Below are 20,831 nucleotides of genomic sequence, written 5' to 3' on the forward strand. Positions count from 1 at the left end.
GGAGATCCGGCCGGGGAAGACGGGCTACGGACGGACGGGTGAACGAAGGCGGAGGCGGAGGCCGGCGGGCGGCCGGACGGGGCGGGCCGCGACGTCCGGCGGACGGCGGGCTTCGACGGACAGCCGCCGGAGGGCGACGGAGGCGAGCGGGGCCGCAATGCCCGATGACGATCACCCTGAACCGCGGAGCCACGCGCCCCTACGGGCACCCCGCGGGACGGGGCACGAACGCCCGGCCACGCGGAGATTCAGAGACTCGGGAACGCGAAGACTCCGGAGCGAAGGAGCCCAGGAACTCGAAGGCTCAGGAACTCAGGGGCTCAGGGGCTCAGGAACAGCGCGGGGCCGTACAGCGACGGCCCTGACACTCGCCCGGCGCGGTACAGGAGCCGGGGGTGTGGAGCCGCGGGGCGAGGAACTCGGTCGCGGACATGTCCCGGAGACTGCCAGCACCCCCACCCCCGGTCAACCCTGCCGAGCACCCCTCACCCTCACCCCCGACCACCCACCCACACCCGCCATGACCTGCCCTTTCACCGTTTTCCGCCACTCCCGGAACGGCCGAAACCCATGGCCTGATTTCACGCCCCCGCAACGCACCCGCCACGCACCACCCCATCCCGGCCCCACCGGCACTCGAGGCACAGGACCCGAGGCCGAGCCCCGGCAACAGCGCCGCACCACACCACTCCAGCCGGCCAAAATCACCCCCGCCGGCGCCTGAGGCAAGGGGCCCCGGGCAGAGCCCCCGCATGGGCGCCGCACGACACCACTCCAGCCGACCGAATTCAGCCCCGCCGACATGTGAGGCGCGGCGTCCGGGGCGGAGCCCCCCAACGGCGCCGCGCGGACACCCACCACCGGTCACCCGAATTCAGCCCCGCCGACATGTGAGGCGCGGCGTCCGGGGCGGAGCCCCACAACGGCGCCGCGCGGACACCCACCACCGATCACCCGAATTCAGCCCCGCCGGCGTTTGAGGCGCGGGGTCCGGGGCGGAGCCCCGGGAGCCTCGCCGCACGGCTCGACCCCGCTCCGCACCCGCCGAGCGCAGCGACACGGCATGATCGGGACCACACCCCACCCCCCGAGGAGCCCGCCCGTGCCCCCCACCCCCGGTGACGGCCGGGCCGCCGCCAACGCCGCCGCCGTGCTCCGTACCGTCCTGAGCCACGGCCCCCTCGCGCGGAGCGACATTCCGCAGCTCTGCGGTCTCAGTCCTGCCGCCGTGTCCCGGCAGACCACGGCCCTGCTCCGCGCCGGCCTGCTGTGCGAGCGCCCCGGACCGGATCACCCGCCCGCGACGACCGGACCCGGCACCGGCACCGGCACCGGCACCGGCACCGGGTCCGGAACCACCCCCGGCCCCGGCCGCCCCCGCATCCCCCTCGACCTGCACACCGGCCCCCTCGGCGGCCCCCTCGCCGCCGGCCTGCACATCGGCGTGCCCGCCTCCACCTTCAGCCTCGTGGACCTGCGCGGCCGCGTCCTGGCCCGCCGGGCCTTCCCGCACGCGGGCCGCTCCCCCGGCCGCCTCCCCGCCGCCATCGCCGCCGAACTCGGCCGGTTCCTCCAGGAGTCCAAACCCGCCGGCCGCCCCCTGCTCGGCCTCGGCGCCGCCCTCGGCGGCTGGGTCCGCCCCGCCGACGGCACCGTCGTGCGCCACGACGCCCTCGGCTGGCACGGGCTCCCCCTCGGCGCCGAGCTCTCCGACCGACTCGGGCTGCCCGTCTCCGTGGACAACCACGCCCGCGCCGTCGCCCACGCCGAGATCCTCTTCGGCCGCCCGGAGGCCCGCTCCAGCCTTCTCCACCTCTTCATCGGCAACGTCGTCGACGCAGCCTTCGGCATCGAGGGCACCGTGCACCAGGGCCCGGAGGCCGCCGCCGGGGACGTCGCGCACCTCCCGGTGCCCGGTTCGCGGACCCCCTGCGCGTGCGGCCGTACGGGTTGTCTCCAGGCGAGCGCCTCCGACGGGGTGATCGGTGCCGAGGCCGTGCGACGGGGCATCGTCCCGGAGCCTTCCGTCAACCTCCTGGTCGACGCCGCCGCCACCGGCGACCCCCGCGCCGACCGGCTGCTGCGCGAACGCGCCCGTACGGTCGGCCGGGCCGCGGCCCTGCTCCTCGACGTGTTCAACCCGGCCGTCATGGTGGTCGCCGAGCTGTCCAGCATCCTCCACGAGGGCTACCTCGACGAGATCCGTGCCGCGGCCGGCGACCAGGACCGCTACGGGCGGCGGATCGTCGCCCCGCACGCGGGTCCCGCCGTACTCCCGGTAGCCTCCGCGACCGTCCTGCTCGCCCCGCTCTTCCGTGACCCCTCCCGACTCACATGAGAGGGCGAGATCACATCCGGTGGTTATAGGTCGTTCACAAGGACCCCCCTAACATTCGAGCCATGACGGTCCTGCCTGATGACGGGCTCTCCTTGGCCGCCGAATTCCCTGACGCGACGCATGAGCAGTGGCAGCGCCTGGTAGAGGGCGTGCTGCGCAAGTCGGGCAAGGAAGTTTCCGGCGAGGCAGCGGAAGACGCGTTGTCCACGAAGCTTGAAGACGGGCTCACCACCCGCCCGCTGTACACCGCGCCCGAAACCGCGCCGGACACCGGTTTCCCCGGTTTCGCGCCGTTCGTGCGGGGCGGACGCCCCGAGGGCAGTGCCGCCTCGGGCTGGGACGTGCGCCAGCGGATCGCGGGCACCGACCCCGTACGGGTGAACGACGCGGCCCTCGCCGACCTGGAGAACGGCACCACCTCGCTGTGGCTGGCGGTCGGCGACGCCGGCCTCCCCGCCGAGGGCCTGGGCCGGGCGCTGGAAGGGGTCTACCTCGACCTCGCGCCGGTCTCCCTGGACCCCGGCGCCCAGTACGCGGAGGCCGCCCGGGCCCTGCTCGCGCTGTACACCGAGCGCGGGGTGGCCCCCGAGGCCGCCCACGCCTCGCTCGGCGCCGACCCGCTGGGCCACGAAGCCCGCACGGGCGAGGCCCTGGACCTGGCGGAGGCCGCCGCGCTCGCCGCGGACACGGCCGCCTGGCCCCACGTGCGCGCCCTGACCGTCGACGCCCTGCCGTACCACGAGGCGGGCGGCAGCGCCGCCGAGGAGCTGGGGCTCTCCCTGGCCACCGGCGTCGCCTACCTGCGCGCCCTCACCGACGAGGGTCTGAGCACCGAAGCGGCCTTCGGCGAGCTGGAGTTCCGCTACGCCGCCACCGCCGACCAGTTCCTCACCATCGCCAAGCTGCGCGCCGCCCGCCGCCTGTGGGCCCGGATCGCCGAGGCCTGCGGGACCCGGGGGGCCGGCGCCCAGCGCCAGCACGCCGTGACCTCGCCGGTGATGATGACCCGCCGCGACCCGTGGGTGAACATGCTGCGCACCACCGTCGCCTGCATGGCGGCGGGCGTGGGCGGCGCCGACGCGGTCACCGTGCTCCCGTTCGACCAGGAGCTCGGCCTGCCCGACGCGTTCGCCCGCCGCATCTCCCGCAACACCTCCACGATCCTGCTGGAGGAGTCCCACCTGGCCCGGGTGATCGACCCGGCGGGCGGCTCGTACTACGTCGAGCAGCTCACCGACGAACTCGCGCACGCCGCCTGGGAGTTCTTCCAGACCATCGAGAAGGCGGGCGGTCAGGCCACCGCCCTGCGCTCCGGCCTGGTCGCCGAACGCCTCGCCGCCACCTGGGCCGCGCGCTCCAAGAAGCTGGCCACCCGGCGCGAACCCGTCACCGGAGTGAGCGAGTTCCCGCACCTGTCCGAGAAGCCGGTCGTACGGGAACCCGCGCCGGCCCCGCTCACCGGCGGACTGCCGCGCGTGCGGCGCGACGAGGCGTACGAGGCCCTGCGCACCCGCAGCGACGTACACCTGGCGGCGACGGGCAAGCGGCCGACCGTCTTCCTGGCGGCCCTGGGCCCGGCGGCCGCACACACGGCCCGCGCCACCTTCGCCTCCAACCTGTTCCAGGCGGGCGGCATCACCCCGGTCCACGACCCGGTGTCGGTGACCCCGGAGACGGCCGCCGCGGCCTACGCGGCGAGCGGGGCCGACGGCACGGCCGTGCTGTGCTCCAGCGACGCGCTGTACGAGGAGCAGGCCGAGGCGGTGGCCGCGGCCCTGCGCTCGGCGGGCGCGACGACCGTGTTCCTCGCGGGCAGGCCCGGCACCGCCGCGGCGGCCGTGGACGAGTACGTCTTCGCCGGCTGCGACGCGATCGCCGTGCTGTCCTCCGTACTCGACCGGATGGGAGTCGCGTCTTGAGCATCCCCGATTTCTCCGAACTCGCGCTGAACGGCGCGGCCCCGGCAGCCGGGTCCGAGGACCAGTGGCGCACCGCGCTGAAGGAGTCCACCGGCTCGGGAGCCGCCGAGCTGCTGTGGGAGACGCCCGAGGGCATCGGCGTGCAGCCCCTGTACACCGGCCGTGACCTGGAGGGCCTGGACTTCCTCCAGACCTACCCGGGCGTGGCCCCGTACCTGCGCGGCCCCTACCCCACGATGTACGTCAACCAGCCCTGGACCATCCGGCAGTACGCCGGCTTCTCCACGGCCCAGGAGTCCAACGCCTTCTACCGGCGCAACCTCGCGGCCGGCCAGAAGGGCCTGTCGATCGCCTTCGACCTGCCCACCCACCGCGGCTACGACAGCGACCACCCGCGCGTGACCGGTGACGTCGGCATGGCGGGCGTGGCCATCGACTCGATCTACGACATGCGCCAGCTCTTCGACGGCATCCCGCTGGACAAGATGACCGTGTCGATGACGATGAACGGCGCCGTGCTGCCCGTCCTCGCCCTCTACATCGTGGCGGCGGAGGAGCAGGGCGTCTCCCCCGACAAGCTCGCCGGGACCATCCAGAACGACATCCTCAAAGAGTTCATGGTCCGCAACACCTACATCTATCCGCCGAAGCCCTCGATGCGGATCATCTCCGACATCTTCGCCTTCACCTCGCAGAAGATGCCCCGCTACAACTCCATCTCCATCTCCGGCTACCACATCCAGGAAGCCGGAGCCACGGCCGACCTGGAGCTGGCGTACACCCTCGCCGACGGCGTGGAGTACCTGCGCGCCGGCCAGGCCGTCGGTCTGGACGTGGACGCCTTCGCGCCGCGCCTGTCCTTCTTCTGGGCGATCGGCATGAACTTCTTCATGGAGGTGGCGAAGCTCCGCGCGGCCCGCCTCCTGTGGGCGCGCCTGGTCAAGCAGTTCGACCCGAAGAACGCCAAGTCCCTTTCCCTGCGCACCCATTCGCAGACCTCGGGCTGGTCCCTCACGGCGCAGGACGTCTTCAACAACGTCACCCGCACCTGCATCGAGGCGATGGCGGCGACCCAGGGCCACACCCAGTCGCTGCACACCAACGCGCTGGACGAGGCCCTCGCCCTCCCGACGGACTTCTCCGCGCGCATCGCCCGCAACACCCAGCTCCTGCTGCAGCAGGAGTCGGGCACCTGCCGGTCCATCGACCCGTGGGGCGGCAGCGCGTACGTCGAGAAGCTGACGTACGACCTGGCGCGCCGGGCCTGGCAGCACATCCAGGAGGTCGAGGCGGCCGGCGGCATGGCCCAGGCCATCGACGCCGGCATCCCCAAGCTCCGCGTGGAGGAGGCGGCGGCCCGCACGCAGGCCCGTATCGACTCCGGCCGCCAGCCGGTGATCGGCGTCAACAAGTACCGGGTGGAGACGGACGAACAGATCGACGTCCTCAAGGTCGACAACTCCTCCGTGCGCACCCAGCAGATCGAGAAACTGCGGCGGCTGAGGGCGGAGCGCGACGAGGCGGTCACCCAGGACACCCTGCGGGCGCTGACGAACGCGGCCGAGCGCGGGGACGGCAACCTCCTCGCCCTGGCGGTGGACGCGGCGCGCGCGAAGGCCACGGTGGGCGAGATCTCGGACGCCCTGGAGAAGGTGTACGGGCGGCACGCGAGCCAGATCCGTACGATCTCGGGTGTGTACCGAACCGAGGCAGGCGAGTCCCCGTCCCTGGAGCGCACCCGTGCGCTCGTCGACCGGTTCGAGGAGGTCGAGGGCCGCCGTCCGCGCATCCTGGTCTGCAAGATGGGCCAGGACGGGCACGACCGCGGCCAGAAGGTCATCGCCACCGCCTTCGCCGACCTCGGCTTCGACGTCGACGTCGGCCCGCTGTTCCAGACCCCGGAGGAAGTGGCCCGCCAGGCCGTCGAGGCCGACGTGCACGTGGTCGGCGTCTCCTCCCTCGCGGCCGGTCACCTGACCCTGGTGCCGGCACTGCGCGAGGCCCTCGCCTCGGAGGGCCGCGAGGACATCATGATCGTCGTGGGCGGGGTCATCCCGCCCGCGGACGTCCCCACCCTCCTGGAGATGGGGGCGACGGCGGTGTTCCCGCCCGGCACGGTCATCCCGGACGCGGCGCACGACCTGGTGACGCGGCTCGCCGCGGACCTGGGTCACGAGCTGTAGGCGCCGTGCCGCCGCGGATCGACATCCCCGCCTACACGAAGGGCGTGCTCGACGGGAAGCGCGCGTTCATCGCGCGCGCGATCACCCTCGTCGAGTCCACCCTGCCCGCGCACCGGGCCCTGGCCCAGCAGCTGTTGACCGAACTCCTCCCCCACTCGGGGCGGGCGCGCCGGATCGGCATCAGCGGTGTGCCGGGCGTCGGGAAGTCCACCTTCATCGACGCCTTCGGCACACTGCTGACGGGCCTGGGCCACCGGGTGGCGGTCCTGGCGGTCGACCCCTCCTCCACCCGTACGGGCGGCTCCATCCTGGGCGACAAGACCCGCATGGAACGCCTCTCCGTGGACCCCGCGGCCTTCGTCCGCCCGTCCCCCTCGGCGGGGACGCTGGGCGGGGTGGCGAAGGCCACCCGGGAATCGATCATCGTGATGGAGGCCGCGGGCTACGACGTGGTGCTCGTCGAAACGGTCGGCGTGGGCCAGTCGGAGACGACGGTCGCCGGAATGGTCGACTCCTTCCTCCTCCTCTCCCTCGCCCGCACGGGCGACGGCCTCCAGGGCATCAAGAAGGGCGTCCTGGAACTGGCCGACGTCCTCGCCGTCAACAAGGCGGACGGCCCGCACGAGCGCGACGCGAAGGCGGCGGCACGCGAACTGTCCAGCGCGCTGCGCCTGATGCACCCGGCCGACGCCGCCTGGACCCCACCGGTCCTGACGTGCAGCGCCCGGGAATCCACGGGCCTGGATGAGGTCTGGAACCGCCTGGAACAGCACCGCGTGCTCCTGGAAGCGGGCGGCCGCCTGGCGTCGAAGCGCGCGGCCCAGCAGGTGGAGTGGACCTGGTCGATGGTCCGCGACGAACTCCTGGAACGCCTCCGCTCGAACCCGGCGGTACGGGACCTGGCCCCGAGCCTGGAATCAGCGGTCCGGGCGGGCACCCTGACGCCCACCCTGGCGGCGGACCACCTCCTGGCGGCCTTCACCGACTCCTCGCCCACATAGCCCCGCCGGCGTTCGAGGCGCGGGGTCTGGGGCGGAGCCCCAGGAAACGGAGAAAGGGCGGGGCGGGGAGCAAGCCCCGCGCAGCGGCACCCCCGACCCCGCCCCGGAATCACGCACCGCAGGCCCGACCCGCGAGGGTCAGGCCCGACCCGCCAGGGTCAGGCCCGACCCGCCAGGGTCAGGCGGCGACCAGCACGGGCTGCCCGGTGGCCAGCACCCGCCGCAGCACCCGCACCCGAGCTTCCGCATCCCCCTCGGAGAGCAGCGCCGCGAGCACCGCGACCCGCGCCTGCGGCGCCCGCAGCGTCCCCGTCGGCACGGCCCCGGCCGCAACCAGATCCACCGCACCCCCGTGGGTGTAGATCTCCGTCACCGGCCCGGCCGCGACCCGCGTGGTCAACGCCACCAGCACGCCGTCCGCGACGGCCGCCTTCACCGCGTCGACGACCTCCGGGGTCGCGTTCCCCGCGCCCGTCCCGACCAGCACGATCCCCCTCGCGCCCGCCGCCACCGCGGCGTTCAGCAGCACGGCGTCACCGCTCACGTGGTGCACCACGACATCCACCCGCGGCAGCCATTCGGGTCCCTCGGCCACAGCGGGCAGCGGCAGCGGCTCCGGCCGCACCGGCGTCCGCAGCACGGTGACCTTGCCGAAGCCGACCTTCCCCAGCAGTTCCTTCGACGGGTCGGCAAAGGCGTCGAGGGCCACGGCCTGCGTCTTCACGGTCCCGCGGGCCGCGTGCACCCGCCCCGCGAACGCGACCAGGACGCCTAGCCCGCGCGTGGTCGAGGCGGTCAGCAGGGCGTCGTAGAGATTGCCGGGACCGTCCCCGTCGGCCGCCCCCATGGGCCGCTGCGAGCCGGTGAAGACGACGGAACGCACATCACGGTGATACAGGTCCACCAGGAACGCCGACTCCTCCAGCGTGTCCGTGCCGTGCGTGACGACGATCCCGTCCACACCCGGATCGGCGAGCACCTCGTGCACGGTCCGCAGCAGGGTCAACTGGTGCGCGGTGGTCAGCCGGGGGCTGTTCACGCTGAACAGGTCGACGACCTCCACGCTCACGCCCTCGGGCAGCGGCGCGGTCGCCATGACCTCGGCCCCGTCGGCATCGGCCGCGAAACCGGAACCCTGCCAGCGGCTGGCTATCGTCCCGCCCGTACTGATCACGACGACGCGTCCCATGGCCACGATCCTTCCCTCACACCGTCCGCACATATTTTCTACAAAAGGCAATGGTAGGCCGATCTACGCGCAATGTGATTGCCACTTCACCCAAGCCCGCAACAAACCATGCGTGATAATTGCGCCATGGACGCGATCGACAGACAAATCTTGCGCGAGCTCCAGGCCGACGGCCGGCTCAGCAACCAGGAGCTGGCCCAGCGCGTGGGCCTCACCCCCTCCCCCTGCATGCGCCGGGTCCGCCAGCTGGAAGAGGAAGGGATCATCCAGGGGTACCGCGCGGTGATCTCCCCCGAAGCGGTGGGCCGCGGCTTCGAGGTCCTGGTCTCCGTGGAGGTCCGCCGCGACCGCGAGGCCGTCGAGGCCTTCGAGGCGGCCCTCCAGGAGATCCCCGACATCATCGAGGCCTACCGCCTCTTCGGCAGCCCCGGCTGCCTCCTGCGCATCGCGGTCGCGGACCTCCGCGCGTACGAACGCCTCTGGATCGAAAAGCTGACGGCCCTCTCGGGCGTCACGGAGGTCAACTCCCAGATCATCATGAAGCGCATCAAGGAACCGGAGGGCCTGCCGGTCTGACCGAGGGAGGGCGGCCCGCGCGTTGACCACGCACCACGTATATGGTTAGGGTTACCTAAGTCGGACGTGGCAGCCCTGGGCCCCCTGTCCTGACCCGTGTACACGCGCGTTGCCGCCAGGGGGAGTTGGACTGCCCAATGCTGTGTTCGAGGCTGACCAACGCGAACTTCGTCACCATGGATCCGGACCGCCCCTTCGCCCACACGCTGGGGATCTGGCGGGGGCGGATCGTGGGGCTCGACGAGGACGTGGCCTCGCTGCCGGCCCGTGAGGTCATCGATCTGCAGGGCGCCACCGTGCTGCCCGGGTTCATCGACAGTCACGTCCACCTGGCCTGGACCGGGCTGAAGCAGAGCACCCCGAGCGTCGCCCCGTGCGAGCGCGTCGAGGACGTGCTGGCGGTGGTGGCGGAGGCGGTCTCCCGCTCTGCGGGCGGGGACGGCGCCTGGGTCGACGTCATGGGGTACGACCAGCGGGCGCTGGGGCGGCACCTGACCGCCGCCGAGCTGGACGCGGTCAGCCCCGGGCGCAAGGTGTTCCTGATGCACGACTCGGGACACGGGTGCGTCGTGAACAGCGCGGTGCTGCGCCTGCTCCCCGACGGCGTCCCGCACCAGGACGGCTTCCTGGCCGAGGGCGCCATGACCGCCGCGCGCCGGCTCCGGCTGCCGTACGGGCAGGACGAGATCGCCGATGCCGTCGAGCGCGCGGCCCGGACCTGCCTCGCCGAAGGCGTGACCGCCGTCGCCGAGGCGGGCATCGGGGGCGGGCTGCTCGGCCACAGCCCGGTGGAGCTCGGCGCGTACCAGCTGCTGCGGGACCGGGGGAGGCTGCCCCTGCGGGTGCAGCTCATGCCCGCGGGCGATACGTTGCGGCCGCGCGAAGCGCACCGGGAGGACGGGATCCCCCGCTCGCTGGACCTGGGCATGCGCACCGGGTTCGGCGACGACTGGCTGTCGCTGGGCGCGCTCAAGATCTACACCGACGGCGGGATGATGGCCCGCACCGCCGCGCTCACGGCCCCGTACGCGGGCACGGACCACACCGGACAGCTCCAGGACGACCCCGACCGCCTCACCCGGCTCATCGTGGACGGCCACCTCGCCGGCTGGCAGCTCGCCGTCCACGCCATCGGGGACCGCGCCGCCGACCTCGCGCTCGACGCGCTGGAGGAGGCGCAGCGGCTACGGCCCCGGCCGGACGCGCGGCACCGGATCGAGCACGCCGGGCTGATCCGCCCCGACCAGCTCCCGCGCTTCGCGCGCCTGGGCGTCAGCGCGGTCGTCCAGCCGGCCTTCCTGTACTCCTTCGGGGACGACTATGCGGACGTGATGGGTGAGGAGCGGGCCCCCTGGATGTACCGGGGGCGCGGGTTCCTGGACCACGGGGTGACGCTCGTGGGCAGCTCGGACCGGCCCGTCACGGACGGGGCTCCGCTCCGGGCGATCCAGTTCATGGTCGAGCGCGCCTCCGCCTCCGGGCGGCCGATCGGGCCGGACGAGGCGGTCACGGTCGAGGAGGCGCTGCGCGCCTACACGGTCGCCGGTGCGTACGCCTGCCGGTGGGACGACAGGGCGGGCAGCCTCACTCCGGGCAAGCGCGCCGACCTGGTCGTCCTGGGCGACGACCCGCGGCGCGTCGATCCCTCCCGGATCAGTGCCATCGAGGTCGTGGAGACCTTTGTTGACGGACACCAGACGACGACGGATGCGGGAAAGCTGTGATCGGTGTGAGTGGTCAGACGAGCGTTCTGGAACGTTTCTCCCCGCTGTGGGAGGCGCCCGAGATGCCGCCGCGCTGGGTGATCTGGCACGCGGGCGCGGGTGATTCCTTCGTCTTCGACCGGGAGTTCAACATGCCCGTCGACGTGGACGACGCGCTCCTCGGGGAGGTTCTGTGCCGGATGCGCGAGGTCGGGGCCCCGGAGGGTGACACCTACCCCGGCCGCCCGTGCGGATGACCGCCGCGGCGGGCCCGGCCCCCGGCGCCGGCGCCTCGGCGCAGCCCTGGCTCACCTCGCCCGGACCGGGGCTGTGGGCCGTGCGCGTCAGCCTGTACGCGGACCGGGCGCGGGAGTCGGAGGGGATGCTCGACGCAGCCGAGCGGGCCCGGCTCCAGGGGATCAGGCGGGCCGGCGACCGTGACCAGTACCGGGTCGCGCACGTCGTGCTGCGGCAGTTGCTGGGCGACCGCCTCGGTGAGGACCCGGCGCGGGTGCGCTTCTTCCGCGAGCCGTGCCCCGGCTGCGGGGCGCCGCACGGTCGGCCGGCCGTGCCCGGCGTGCCGCTGCACTTCTCGCTGTCCCACGCGGGGGACGCCGTACTGGTGGCCTTCGCGGACAGTCCGGTCGGAGTCGACGTCGAGGAGCGGCCGGTGCCCGCGCTGGCCGCCCAGGTGGCCTCCGAACTGGCCGAGGTCCTCCATCCGGCCGAGCGCGCCGAGCTGGCGGCGCTGCCGGCCGAGGAGCTTCCCGGCGCGGTGGCCCGCTGCTGGTCCCGCAAGGAGGCCTATCTCAAGGGGATCGGCATCGGCCTCGGCGGGAACCCGGCCCTGACGTACGTGGGCACGGGCGCGACCCCCTCGGCTCCGCCGGGATGGACCGTCGAGGACGTGCCCGCCTTTCCCGGCTACGTGGCGGCACGCGCCGTCCGTACGGGCCGAGTTGGCTCCGCCAGCTAGGTAAGGCTAACCTTACTTCGACAGTTCCGCCGGGAGGCCTGCGCCTCCGCACCCGCCCCGCACACGGCGGAACCGAGGAAGGAACACCTTGACCACGGCCACGCTGCACCCTGCCGCCGCGCACGCCATCCTGTCGCCCCGCACCCCCGTCCCCGCCCCCCGGTGGCACGAGGCCCCCGGGGTCCCCGAGTTCTTCGTGCGCCCGGCGCGCCGGGACGACGGCCCGGCGCTCGCCGCCCTCTCCCGGCCGTTCGTCCATGCGGGGGCGCTGCGCGAACGCCCGCTCTCCCTCTACCTCTCCCGGGCGTCCGACTTCCTCGTCGCGCAAGCACCCGACGGAACCCTCGAAGGCTGCCTCGGGCTGCGCGAACACCCCGCCGCCGGCGTGCTGTACAACTTCTGCGTCGCGGCCCACCGGCAGGGCTCCGGCATGGGCGCCCGGCTGCTGCACGCGGCGCTCGCCAGGGCCCGCAACCGCTCCCTGACCACGCTGTTCACGGCGACGACCGGCAGCGGCCGCCTCTTCCTCCAGAACGGCTTCCTCCCGGCCTGCCCGGCCCTGGCGCCCGCCGAGTGGGCCCGTTCCCTGGACCCCGCCCGGGGCGCACGCGTGCTGTCCCGCGCCCTGTAGACGGCGGGACCGGAGGTACGCGCGACGGGGACTGCCGGGCCGCGCTGGTGTCTCCCCCAAACCGCGGTGGGCCGTTGAGGTGAGTCCGCTACTGCAATGGTGCCCTCCCCGGTCGAGTTCGGGGGCCCTGCCCCCGCGCGCTGCCCAATGATGTTGGCCGAATCCACCCGGCCCGACGCGTACGGCAGCACGCGGAAGCCGACGCGCACGCCCTGGTCGGATTCGCTCTCCTCATCCCATGGCTTGAAGGAGCATCATGCGGTCTGCACGCATTGTGGGCTTGCTGCTCGGGGGTATGGCCCTTGCGGCGACCGGCGCCCTCGCACCGGCCTCCGCCGCGGCGAACCCTCGCGACCTGATCGTCCCCACGGCGGCCTACCCGACCATCCAGTCGGCGGTCGACGCCGCCGGCCCCGGAGACGACATCACCGTTCGCCCCGGCACCTACCGGGAGCAGGTGACGATCCGCAAGGACCTCACCGTCACGGGGGCGGGAGCCGGGAAGACCACCATCCTCGCTCCCGAGCAGTTGGTGACGGGCACCGACGGCCTCAACTCGATCGTCTCCCTCGACAACGAGGCGTCCGTGAGGATCTCCCGCCTGACCGTGAGCGGGCCGGGTTCCGGCACGTGCGACGCGGGCGCGCTCGGGGCAGGCATCCGGGTCCTGGGAGGAGCGCACCTGGACCTGAGCCACGCGGCGGTGTCCCACATCAAGGACACCCCCATGGCCCCGTGCTTCCGGAGCGCGAATTCCGTCCTCATCGGGGACTTTCCCGTGGGTACGGGGTCGGCGACCATCCGGGATTCCAAGATCACGGACTATCAGGGCTCCGGCATCGTCGTGCTCAACGCGGGTTCGCAGGCCACGCTGCTCCGCAACGTCGTCACCGGCCAGAAGAGCATCTCCACCGACGGGATCGAGTTCGTCGAGGCGACCGGCAGGGCCGAGCAGAACACCGTGAGCGACAACGCCTGCCGCGAGCCGGATCCGGGTTGCGGACCCGACTTCTACACCGAGTTGCAGCACGCCGGCATCCTGGCCAACACCGGGGTCGTGGTCACCAAGAACCGCCTCGTCGGCAACCAGCTCGGCATCTACGCGTTCGGCACGATGGACACCAGCCACAACACCCTGATCGACAACGAGTACTTCGGGCTGGCCCTGCAGGACGGCACGTTCACCGCGGTCAAGGACACCGTCCGGGGCGGGGTGGGCGGCGTCGCCGTCATCGCCTCGGCCGTCGACACCACGGCGCGGCTGGACCACGTGAAGATCACGAAGACCTCGGGTGACCCGATCCGGAAGTTCGAATGCTGCGGATTCACCGCCACGGTGACCACCACGCCGTAGCCGATGCCGCGCCGGGGCGGGCCCCATGAGGGACCCGCCCCGGTCCGTACGACCCGCCGTCCCTACGAGGCGCCGAGGATCCCCGGCAGCGCCGCCACCAGGGCATCGGCCCGCTCCTGCGGCAGCGTCAGGGCGGGAGCCAGCCGTACGACGCCCGCGCCCGCCGCGTTGACGAGGAACCCGGCGTCCTGGGCGGCCCGCTGGACCCGCGCGGCGACCGGCTCGGCGAGGACGACGCCCAAGAGCAGGCCGGCCCCCCGCACTTCCCGGACCAGGGGGTGTTCCAGGGCCTCGATGCCGAGCCTCAGCCGCTCCCCCACCCGCTCGGCGTGGGCGAGCAGCCCTTCCTTCTCGATGGTCTCCAGGACGGCGAGCCCGGCCGCGCACGCGACCGGGTTGCCGCCGAAGGTGGAGCCGTGCTGACCGGGGGTCAGCAGATCGGCGGCGTCGCCGAAGGCGATGGTGGCGCCGATCGGCAGGCCGCCGCCCAGCCCCTTGGCCAGGGTGATCACGTCCGGCTCCGCTCCCGGCTCCGCCTGGTGCGCGAACCAGTGGCCGGTACGGCCGATCCCGGTCTGCACCTCGTCCAGTACGAGCAGGGTGCCCGTGGCGCGGGTGATCTCCCGGGCCGCGCGCAGGTAGCCCCCGGGCGCCGGGAGGACTCCGGCCTCGCCCTGCAGGGGTTCGAGTACGACGGCTGCCGTGTGCTCGGTGACGGCCGCGCGGAGCGCCTCCGCGTCCCCGTAGGGAACGTGCGTGACCTCCCCGGGCAGGGGCAGGAAGGGGGCCCGCTTGGGCGGCTGGCCGGTGAGGGCGAGCGCCCCCATGGTGCGGCCGTGGAACCCGCCCTGCGTCGCGACCAGGTGCGTGCGCCCGGTCCGGCGGGCGATCTTGAAGGCGGCTTCGACCGCCTCCGCGCCCGAGTTGGCGAAGAACACCCGCCCCGGCCGGTCCAGCAGGGCCAGCAGCCGTTCCGCCAGCGCGACGGCCGGCTCCGAGACGAACAGGTTCGACACGTGCCCGAGCCGGGCGACCTGCTCCTGGACGGCCGAGACCAGGGCCGGGTGGGCGTGCCCGAGGGCGTTGACGGCGATCCCGCCGGTGAAGTCCGTGTACGCGCGGCCGTCTTCGTCCCAGACCGTGCTGCCCTCGCCCCTGACCAGGGCGAGCGCGGGAGTTCCGTAGGTGTCCATCATCACCGCGCGCCAGCGGTCGGCGAGCGGTGTCCTCGTGCTGTCGGCGATCACGCGCCGTCTCCCTCGCCCTTGCCGCCGGACCGTTCGGGCCCGGTCTCCTCGTCCGGCACCACCGTGGTGCCGGGTCCGTCCTCGGTGAAGACCCCGCGCAGCAGCGCGTGCGGCACCCGGCCGTCGATGACCTGCGCCCTGGCGACGCCCGCCCGTACGGCGCGCAGGCAGCCCTCCATCTTGGGGAGCATGCCGCTCGCGAGCTCCGGCAGCAGGGCGTCCAGTTCGCCGGCCGTGAGGCGGTCGATCACCTCGGTGCTGTGCGGCCAGTCCGCGTACAGCCCCTCGACATCGGTCATCACCACCAGCCGGTCGGCCCCGAGGGCCACGGCCAGGGCCGAGGCCGCGAGGTCGGCGTTGACGTTGTAGACCTGGCCGTCCTCGCCGCGCGCGACGGGTGAGACCACGGGGATGCGGCCCTGTTCCAGCAGCCCGCCGATCGTCGCGGCGTCCACGTCCACGATGTCGCCGACCAGGCCGATGTCCACCGGCAGGCCGTCGACCCAGGCCGGGCGGCGTACGGCGGTCATCGTGTGGGCGTCCTCGCCCGACAGGCCCACGGCGAAGGGCCCGTGGGCGTTGATGGCCCCGACCAGCTCGCGCTGGACCTTGCCGGTGAGCACCATGCGGACCACGTCCATCGTCTCCGGCGTGGTCACCCGCATTCCGGCCTCGAAGCGCGTCTCCAGGCCGAGCCGGTCGAGCAGTGCGCTGATCTGGGGTCCGCCGCCGTGGACGACGACGGGTCGCAGGCCCGCGTGCCAGAGCTCCACGACGTCCTGGGCGAACGTCCGGTGCGTGGAGGGGTCCACCATGGCGTTGCCGCCGAACTTGACGACGACCGTGCGGCCTTGGAGCTGCTCCAGCCAGGGCAGGTCCCGGGGGGCCGGCACGGTGGCCCGCGCCTGCGTCCGATGCGTCTGCCGATTCGTCTCCGCCGTCATCTCGACCCCGTTCACGAGCTGTAGGCGCTGTTCTCGTGCACGTACTCGGCCGTCAGGTCGTTGGTCCAGATGACGGCCGAGGAGTCGCCGGAGCGCAGGTCCACGGTGATGGTGATCCGGCGGCCGGACAGGTCGGCCTTGTCGCGCGGCTCGCCTTCGGCGCCGTCCCGGCACACCCAGGTGCCGTTGATGGCCACGTCCAGCCGGTCCGCGTCGAAGGCGGCCGAGGTGGTGCCGATCGCGGACAGCACCCGGCCCCAGTTCGGGTCCTCGCCGTGCAGGGCGCACTTGAGGAGGTTGTTGCGGGCCACCGAGCGGCCCACCTCCACGGCGTCCGCCTCCGAGGCGGCGCCGACGACGGCCACCTCGATCTCCTTGGACGCGCCCTCGGCGTCCGCGACCAGCTGGAGCGCCAGGTCCCGGCACACGGCGTGCACGGCCGCGGTGAGCTCCGCGGGTCCGGGCGTGATGCCCGAGCTGCCCGAAGCGAGCAGCAGCACGGTGTCGTTGGTGGACATGCAGCCGTCCGAGTCCACCCGGTCGAAGGTGGTACGGACGGCTTCGCGCAGCGCCGCGTCGAGTGTGCCGGCGCTCGCGTCGGCGTCCGTGGTCAGGACGACCAGCATGGTGGCGAGTCCCGGGGCGAGCATCCCGGCGCCCTTCGCCATGCCTCCCACCGTCCAGCCGGGGCCTGCGGCCACCGCCGTCTTGTGGACGGAGTCCGTCGTCTTGATCGCGACGGCCGCCTCCTCGCCGCCTTCGGGCGACAGCCGGTCCGCGGCGGCGGTGATGCCGGCCGTCACCCGGTCCATCGGCAGCCGGACGCCGATCAGGCCGGTGGAGCAGACCGCGACCTCGTCGGCGGCGACCTCGACGGCCCCCGCGGTGCGCTCGGCCATCGCCTGCGCGTCCTCGGCGCCACCGGGTCCCGTACAGGCGTTCGCGCCACCCGAGTTGAGGACGACGGCGGAGATCCGCCCGTCGGCGAGCACGCGGCGGGACCAGCGTACGGGCGCGGCCTGCACGCGGTTCGAGGTGAAGACGCCGGCGGCGGCGCGCGACGGCCCCCGGTTCACCACCAGGGCCAGGTCCGGGTCACCGGACTCCTTGATGCCGGCGCGCACGGCGCCCGCCAGGAATCCCCGGGCGGCGGTCACACTCACGGAGCCACTCCATTCATGGGCAGGCCCAGCCGTTCCGGCAGGCCGAGGGCTATGTTCATGCTCTGCACCGCGCCACCGGCGGTGCCCTTCGTCAGGTTGTCGATGGCGCTCACGCAGATCAGCCTGCGGGCGTCCGGGTCCACGGCAATCTGCACCTGGGCGCTGTTCGAGCCGAGGACCGCGGCGGTGGCGGGCCACCGGCCGGGCGGCAGCAGCCGTACGAACGGCTGGTCGGCGTACGCGGCTTCGAACACGGCGCGCACCTCGTCCTGCGAGGGGATCGCGGAGGTGCCCGCGGCCGGGCGCAGCCGGGCCGAGCAGGTGGCGAGGATGCCCCGGGGCATGGGCGCCAGGGTGGGGGTGAAGGAGACGCTCACGTGCTCACCGGCCGCGCGGGACAGGTTCTGGGCGATCTCCGGGGTGTGCCGGTGGCCGCCGCCGACTCCGTACGGGGTCATGGAGCCCATCACTTCGGCGCCGAGGAGGTGCGTCTTGAGCGCGCGTCCGGCGCCGGAGGTGCCGCTGGCGGCGACGATGACGGCCTCGGGTTCGACCAGGTGCGCCGCGTAGGCGGGGAAGAGCGCCAGGGTGACCGCCGTGGGGTAGCAGCCGGGTACGGCGATCCGGGTGGCGCCCTTCAACTCGGCGTGAGCTCCCGGCAGTTCGGGCAGCCCGTAGGGCCAGGTGCCCGCGTGGGGGCTGCCGTAGAACCGCTCCCAGGCGGCCGCGTCCCGCAGCCGGAAGTCGGCGCCGCAGTCCACCACCAGCGTGCCGGGCTCCATTTCCTCGGCCAGGGCGGCCGATTGACCGTGCGGCAGGGCGAGGAACACCACGTCGTGGCCGCGCAGGGAGGCGGCGGAGGTGTCCAGGAGGATCCGGTCGGCGAACTCCGGAAGCTGTGGCTGTACGGACCCCAGCGGACGCCCCGCGCTGCTGTGCGCGGTCAGGGCTCCGATCTCCACGGCGGGGTGCGAGCCCAGCAGGCGGAGCAGCTCCCCGCCCGCGTAGCCGCTGGCGCCGGCCACCGCGACCCGTACGGTCATGTTCTTCCGCTCTCTCTCGGTTCGTGCGGGCGCCTTCGGGCAGGGCGGCGCCGTGCTGATGGCGTGGTGACGGCGTGGGCGGGGTGCGGGCGTCGGCGGGATGCGCTCAGGCATCCTTGCGCACGTTTCGGGACCCTCCGCCGAGCAGCAGCTCGCGGAGCAGGGTCTCGGTCGTGCACACCACCGCGCTGCGGGCGGCCCAGCGCAGGGCCATCGCGTGCTCCTCGGCGGAGAAGTCGGCGACGGCGTCGGCGACCACGAAGGGCTGGATGTCGTTCATGAAGGCGTCCGCGGCCGTCAGGAGGACGCCGAGGTGGGCGTGGACCCCGCAGACGATCAGCTGGTCACGCCCCTCCGAGCGCAGCAGCCTCCCCAAGTGGCTGCGCAGGAAGGCGTTGTGGCGCACGTTGGCCAGGACGCGCTCGCCCGGCTGCGGGGTGAGCGGCGGGATGATCGCGGCGGCGTCGGTCCCGTCACCGATGCCCGGCCCCCAGACGTCCGCGGCGAGGCCGCGCTGGCCCGGCGGCTGGGCGGCCGGCTCGGCGGTGAAGACGACCGGAATCCCCAGTGCCGTGGCGAGGGCCCGAAGTGCCGTGATGTTCTCCACGAGTTCCACGACCGGGGACCTGTCCGTCGGGAGTTCCCCCACGAAGTGGTTCTGCATGTCGTGGACCAGGAGTGCGGCGCGGCCGGGGTCGATGGCCCAGGACGCGCTGGAGCGGGGCAGGGCGGCGCGATCGGGCATGGGATAGGAGCCGATGGCCGGCAGACCCATGATGATCCCCTCCCCTGATGCCGTGCATGGGGCCCCACACGGGGGCTCTGTGTACTTAGCTTAGCCTAACCTAATTTCCGATGATCCCGCTCGCACGGCCCGCATGGAGCGGCCCCGGACGCGCCGCGAGCGCGGTGCGTCCGGGGCCGTACACCGTTTCCCCGCAGGGACGTTCACCGGGCCGGGCGGTCCCGGTCAGGCTTCGACGGCCGCCGCGAGGGAGCGGGGGCGCAGGTCGGTCCAGCTCGACTCGATGAACTCCAGGCACGCGTCGCGGGTGGTCTCGGCGAGGGCGACCGTCCATCCGCCGGGAGCCTCGGCGAAGGAGGGCCAGAGGGAGTGCTGACCCTCGTCGTTCACCAGGACCAGGAAACGGCCGTCGGCATCGTCGAACGGGTTGGTGCTCATACTGGGGTTCCTCCAGGAGCCCGATGGGACCGGCGGGTGGCCTCGGCGTGCGGCGCGCGGCGCGCGCAGTCCGACAGCGGGCGCCGTGCCCGTGGGAAAGGTCGATCGGGAATGAAGAGAGCCATGCACTTAGGTTAGGCTCGCCTAATTATAGAGCTTAACGTTTCCCCTTCCCCCTCACAAGGAGGCACCGATGCCTGCACTCGAACGGATCCTGGCCGAGGACGGCTCGGACAGCCCCTTCGCCGCGTTCGGCCTGCCCGCAGCGCCCGGCACCGACGAGTTCTGGGCGGCCGCGACTCCCGCGTCCGCGCCTGCCGGCGACGGCGGTTGGGTCACCCTGTTCCTGTGGCGCGGCACCCCGACGGTCATCGACTTCGAGAGCTGGTCGGACCCGGTCGTGCTGCTCCGGTGGCGCGACACGGACTGCTGGTACGCCGAGGTGCGCATGCCCGCACGGCTCCGGGTGACCTACCGGTTCCTCGCGGATGACGGATCGTCGTACCCCGATCCGCTCAACCCCCTCCGGGCCGGCGGCGACCGCTCCATCGTGGCCACCCCCGACGCCCCGCCCCAGCCGTACTGGCCGGCCGTGGGCGCCGACGACGTACTGCCCCTGCCGCGCACCCGGATCCGCTGGGCGAGCGAACGGCTCGGCGGCAAGCGCACCGTACGGGTCCACCCGGTGGGCGGCGGCGGACCGGTGGTCCTGCTGCTCGACGGGGACGACTGGCTGTACCTGCACCCGGCCATGACGGCCTTCGACGCGGCCTTCGAGGCCGGCGACATGCCCCCGGCCACGCTGGTGTTCCTGCCCACCAAGGACCGCCAGGCGGAGTTCGGTTGCCGGCCCGAGCTGTGGGAGGCGGTACGGGACGAACTGCTGCCCCTCGTCGCCGACAGCGGGGTCCCCGCGGACCTCGGCCGGGTGGTGGTCGCCGGGCAGAGCCTCGCCGGTCTGAGCGCGATGTACGCGGCACTGGAGTTCCCGGAGCTGGTGTCCCGGGTCGCCTGCCAGTCGGGGTCGTTCTGGTGGACCCCGGAGGCCGCCGGCCTGCCGGACCCGCTGGGCGGTCCGCGCGGCGGCGCCATCGCCGCACGGCTGCGCGAGCGCCCCGCCCCGTCCGGGCTGCGCATCGCCTTCGACCTGGGCGAGCACGAGACGCGCATGCTCCCCCACTGCGAACTGGTCGAATCCCTCACGGAACAGGCCGGTGCGACCGTACGGGTCTCCAGGTCGGCATCGGGCCACGACCGGGCGGGCTGGCGGCAGGCCCTGCTCAGGGACGTCGCCTGGGCGCTGGCCTGAGCACCCGACGACGAAGGGGGCCTGGTTGCCCGGCGGATCCGCCGGGCAACCAGGCCCCCTTGCCGTTCACCG

Annotated in this window: 18 protein-coding genes; 11 read left to right on the top strand and 7 right to left on the bottom strand. The window is 73.3% G+C overall.

Annotated features, from left to right (window positions below):
- Positions 1-1,102: 1,102 nt before the first annotated feature.
- From OHA37_RS08735 to meaB, 4 genes are all read left to right on the top strand, one after another.
- Complete coding sequence (locus OHA37_RS08735; RefSeq protein WP_443046132.1) at positions 1,103-2,338, top strand: ROK family transcriptional regulator; 1,236 nt, start codon at positions 1,103-1,105, stop codon at positions 2,336-2,338.
- A 62-nt stretch (positions 2,339-2,400) separates the two neighbouring features.
- Entirely contained in the window at positions 2,401-4,257 is a 1,857-nt protein-coding gene (locus tag OHA37_RS08740; protein WP_266903770.1) for a methylmalonyl-CoA mutase family protein, read from the top strand.
- Complete coding sequence (gene scpA / locus OHA37_RS08745; protein WP_266903771.1) at positions 4,254-6,440, top strand: methylmalonyl-CoA mutase; 2,187 nt, start codon at positions 4,254-4,256, stop codon at positions 6,438-6,440. The genes OHA37_RS08740 and scpA overlap by 4 nt, the downstream gene beginning before the upstream one ends.
- A 5-nt stretch (positions 6,441-6,445) precedes the next feature.
- Positions 6,446-7,441: a methylmalonyl Co-A mutase-associated GTPase MeaB gene (meaB, locus tag OHA37_RS08750; protein WP_266903772.1), complete on the top strand. Its 996-nt coding sequence runs from the start codon at positions 6,446-6,448 to the stop codon at positions 7,439-7,441.
- A gap of 178 nt (positions 7,442-7,619) precedes the next feature.
- Here the strand turns inward: meaB and OHA37_RS08755 are convergent, their stop codons facing one another.
- Positions 7,620-8,630 (bottom strand): asparaginase, encoded by a 1,011-nt coding sequence (locus tag OHA37_RS08755; RefSeq protein ID WP_266903773.1) that lies wholly within the window; start codon positions 8,628-8,630, stop codon positions 7,620-7,622.
- Positions 8,631-8,756: 126 nt separating this feature from the next.
- Here OHA37_RS08755 and OHA37_RS08760 point away from each other — a divergent pair, with 126 nt between their 5' ends.
- From OHA37_RS08760 to OHA37_RS08785, 6 genes are all read left to right on the top strand, one after another.
- Complete coding sequence (locus OHA37_RS08760) at positions 8,757-9,206, top strand: Lrp/AsnC family transcriptional regulator (protein ID WP_266903774.1); 450 nt, start codon at positions 8,757-8,759, stop codon at positions 9,204-9,206.
- Between the two features lie 137 nt (positions 9,207-9,343).
- A complete protein-coding gene (locus OHA37_RS08765) occupies positions 9,344-10,930 on the top strand; it encodes an amidohydrolase (protein ID WP_266903775.1) in 1,587 nt (528 codons plus the stop codon).
- Between the two features lie 5 nt (positions 10,931-10,935).
- On the top strand, positions 10,936-11,166 hold the full coding sequence (locus tag OHA37_RS08770; protein WP_266903776.1) for a hypothetical protein: 231 nt from the start codon (positions 10,936-10,938) through the stop codon (positions 11,164-11,166).
- Positions 11,163-11,885 (top strand): 4'-phosphopantetheinyl transferase family protein, encoded by a 723-nt coding sequence (locus OHA37_RS08775; RefSeq protein ID WP_266912605.1) that lies wholly within the window; start codon positions 11,163-11,165, stop codon positions 11,883-11,885. The genes OHA37_RS08770 and OHA37_RS08775 overlap by 4 nt, the downstream gene beginning before the upstream one ends.
- 88 nt (positions 11,886-11,973) lie before the next feature.
- On the top strand, positions 11,974-12,516 hold the full coding sequence (locus OHA37_RS08780; RefSeq protein WP_443046133.1) for a GNAT family N-acetyltransferase: 543 nt from the start codon (positions 11,974-11,976) through the stop codon (positions 12,514-12,516).
- Between the two features lie 256 nt (positions 12,517-12,772).
- Positions 12,773-13,870: a right-handed parallel beta-helix repeat-containing protein gene (locus OHA37_RS08785; RefSeq protein ID WP_266903777.1), complete on the top strand. Its 1,098-nt coding sequence runs from the start codon at positions 12,773-12,775 to the stop codon at positions 13,868-13,870.
- 62 nt (positions 13,871-13,932) lie between these two features.
- Here the strand turns inward: OHA37_RS08785 and OHA37_RS08790 are convergent, their stop codons facing one another.
- The 6 genes from OHA37_RS08790 to OHA37_RS08815 form a co-directional block, all read right to left on the bottom strand.
- On the bottom strand, positions 13,933-15,066 hold the full coding sequence (locus OHA37_RS08790; RefSeq protein WP_266912609.1) for an acetylornithine transaminase: 1,134 nt from the start codon (positions 15,064-15,066) through the stop codon (positions 13,933-13,935).
- A gap of 47 nt (positions 15,067-15,113) precedes the next feature.
- Positions 15,114-16,061, bottom strand: a complete 948-nt coding sequence (gene argB, locus OHA37_RS08795) for an acetylglutamate kinase (protein WP_266903778.1) — start codon at positions 16,059-16,061, stop codon at positions 15,114-15,116.
- Positions 16,062-16,072: 11 nt separating this feature from the next.
- On the bottom strand, positions 16,073-17,224 hold the full coding sequence (gene argJ / locus OHA37_RS08800; protein WP_266903779.1) for a bifunctional glutamate N-acetyltransferase/amino-acid acetyltransferase ArgJ: 1,152 nt from the start codon (positions 17,222-17,224) through the stop codon (positions 16,073-16,075).
- Positions 17,221-18,267: an N-acetyl-gamma-glutamyl-phosphate reductase gene (gene argC, locus OHA37_RS08805; RefSeq protein ID WP_266903780.1), complete on the bottom strand. Its 1,047-nt coding sequence runs from the start codon at positions 18,265-18,267 to the stop codon at positions 17,221-17,223. Before argC ends, argJ begins: the two co-directional genes overlap by 4 nt.
- 106 nt (positions 18,268-18,373) lie before the next feature.
- Entirely contained in the window at positions 18,374-19,042 is a 669-nt protein-coding gene (locus OHA37_RS08810) for an isochorismatase family protein (RefSeq protein WP_266903781.1), read from the bottom strand.
- A 195-nt stretch (positions 19,043-19,237) separates the two neighbouring features.
- Positions 19,238-19,450, bottom strand: coding sequence for an MbtH family protein (locus OHA37_RS08815; protein ID WP_266886023.1), 213 nt, complete (start codon positions 19,448-19,450; stop codon positions 19,238-19,240).
- Positions 19,451-19,643: 193 nt separating this feature from the next.
- On the opposite strand from OHA37_RS08815, the gene OHA37_RS08820 reads away from it, so the two are divergent.
- Positions 19,644-20,759, top strand: a complete 1,116-nt coding sequence (locus OHA37_RS08820) for an alpha/beta hydrolase-fold protein (RefSeq protein ID WP_266903782.1) — start codon at positions 19,644-19,646, stop codon at positions 20,757-20,759.
- Positions 20,760-20,831: the final 72 nt, after the last annotated feature.

Source organism: Streptomyces sp. NBC_00335 (assembly GCF_036127095.1).
GTDB lineage: Bacteria > Actinomycetota > Actinomycetes > Streptomycetales > Streptomycetaceae > Streptomyces.

Coding starts and splice junctions, on each gene's coding strand:
- OHA37_RS08760 (WP_266903774.1), top strand. CDS start 8,757: ATGGACGCGATCGACAGACAAATCTTGCGCGAGCTCCAGGCCGACGGC.
- argB (WP_266903778.1), bottom strand. CDS start 16,061: ATGACGGCGGAGACGAATCGGCAGACGCATCGGACGCAGGCGCGGGCC.
- OHA37_RS08820 (WP_266903782.1), top strand. CDS start 19,644: ATGCCTGCACTCGAACGGATCCTGGCCGAGGACGGCTCGGACAGCCCC.
- OHA37_RS08775 (WP_266912605.1), top strand. CDS start 11,163: ATGACCGCCGCGGCGGGCCCGGCCCCCGGCGCCGGCGCCTCGGCGCAG.
- argC (WP_266903780.1), bottom strand. CDS start 18,267: ATGACCGTACGGGTCGCGGTGGCCGGCGCCAGCGGCTACGCGGGCGGG.
- OHA37_RS08765 (WP_266903775.1), top strand. CDS start 9,344: ATGCTGTGTTCGAGGCTGACCAACGCGAACTTCGTCACCATGGATCCG.
- OHA37_RS08785 (WP_266903777.1), top strand. CDS start 12,773: ATGCGGTCTGCACGCATTGTGGGCTTGCTGCTCGGGGGTATGGCCCTT.
- OHA37_RS08740 (WP_266903770.1), top strand. CDS start 2,401: ATGACGGTCCTGCCTGATGACGGGCTCTCCTTGGCCGCCGAATTCCCT.
- OHA37_RS08815 (WP_266886023.1), bottom strand. CDS start 19,450: ATGAGCACCAACCCGTTCGACGATGCCGACGGCCGTTTCCTGGTCCTG.
- OHA37_RS08810 (WP_266903781.1), bottom strand. CDS start 19,042: ATGGGTCTGCCGGCCATCGGCTCCTATCCCATGCCCGATCGCGCCGCC.
- OHA37_RS08755 (WP_266903773.1), bottom strand. CDS start 8,630: ATGGGACGCGTCGTCGTGATCAGTACGGGCGGGACGATAGCCAGCCGC.
- OHA37_RS08790 (WP_266912609.1), bottom strand. CDS start 15,066: ATGATGGACACCTACGGAACTCCCGCGCTCGCCCTGGTCAGGGGCGAG.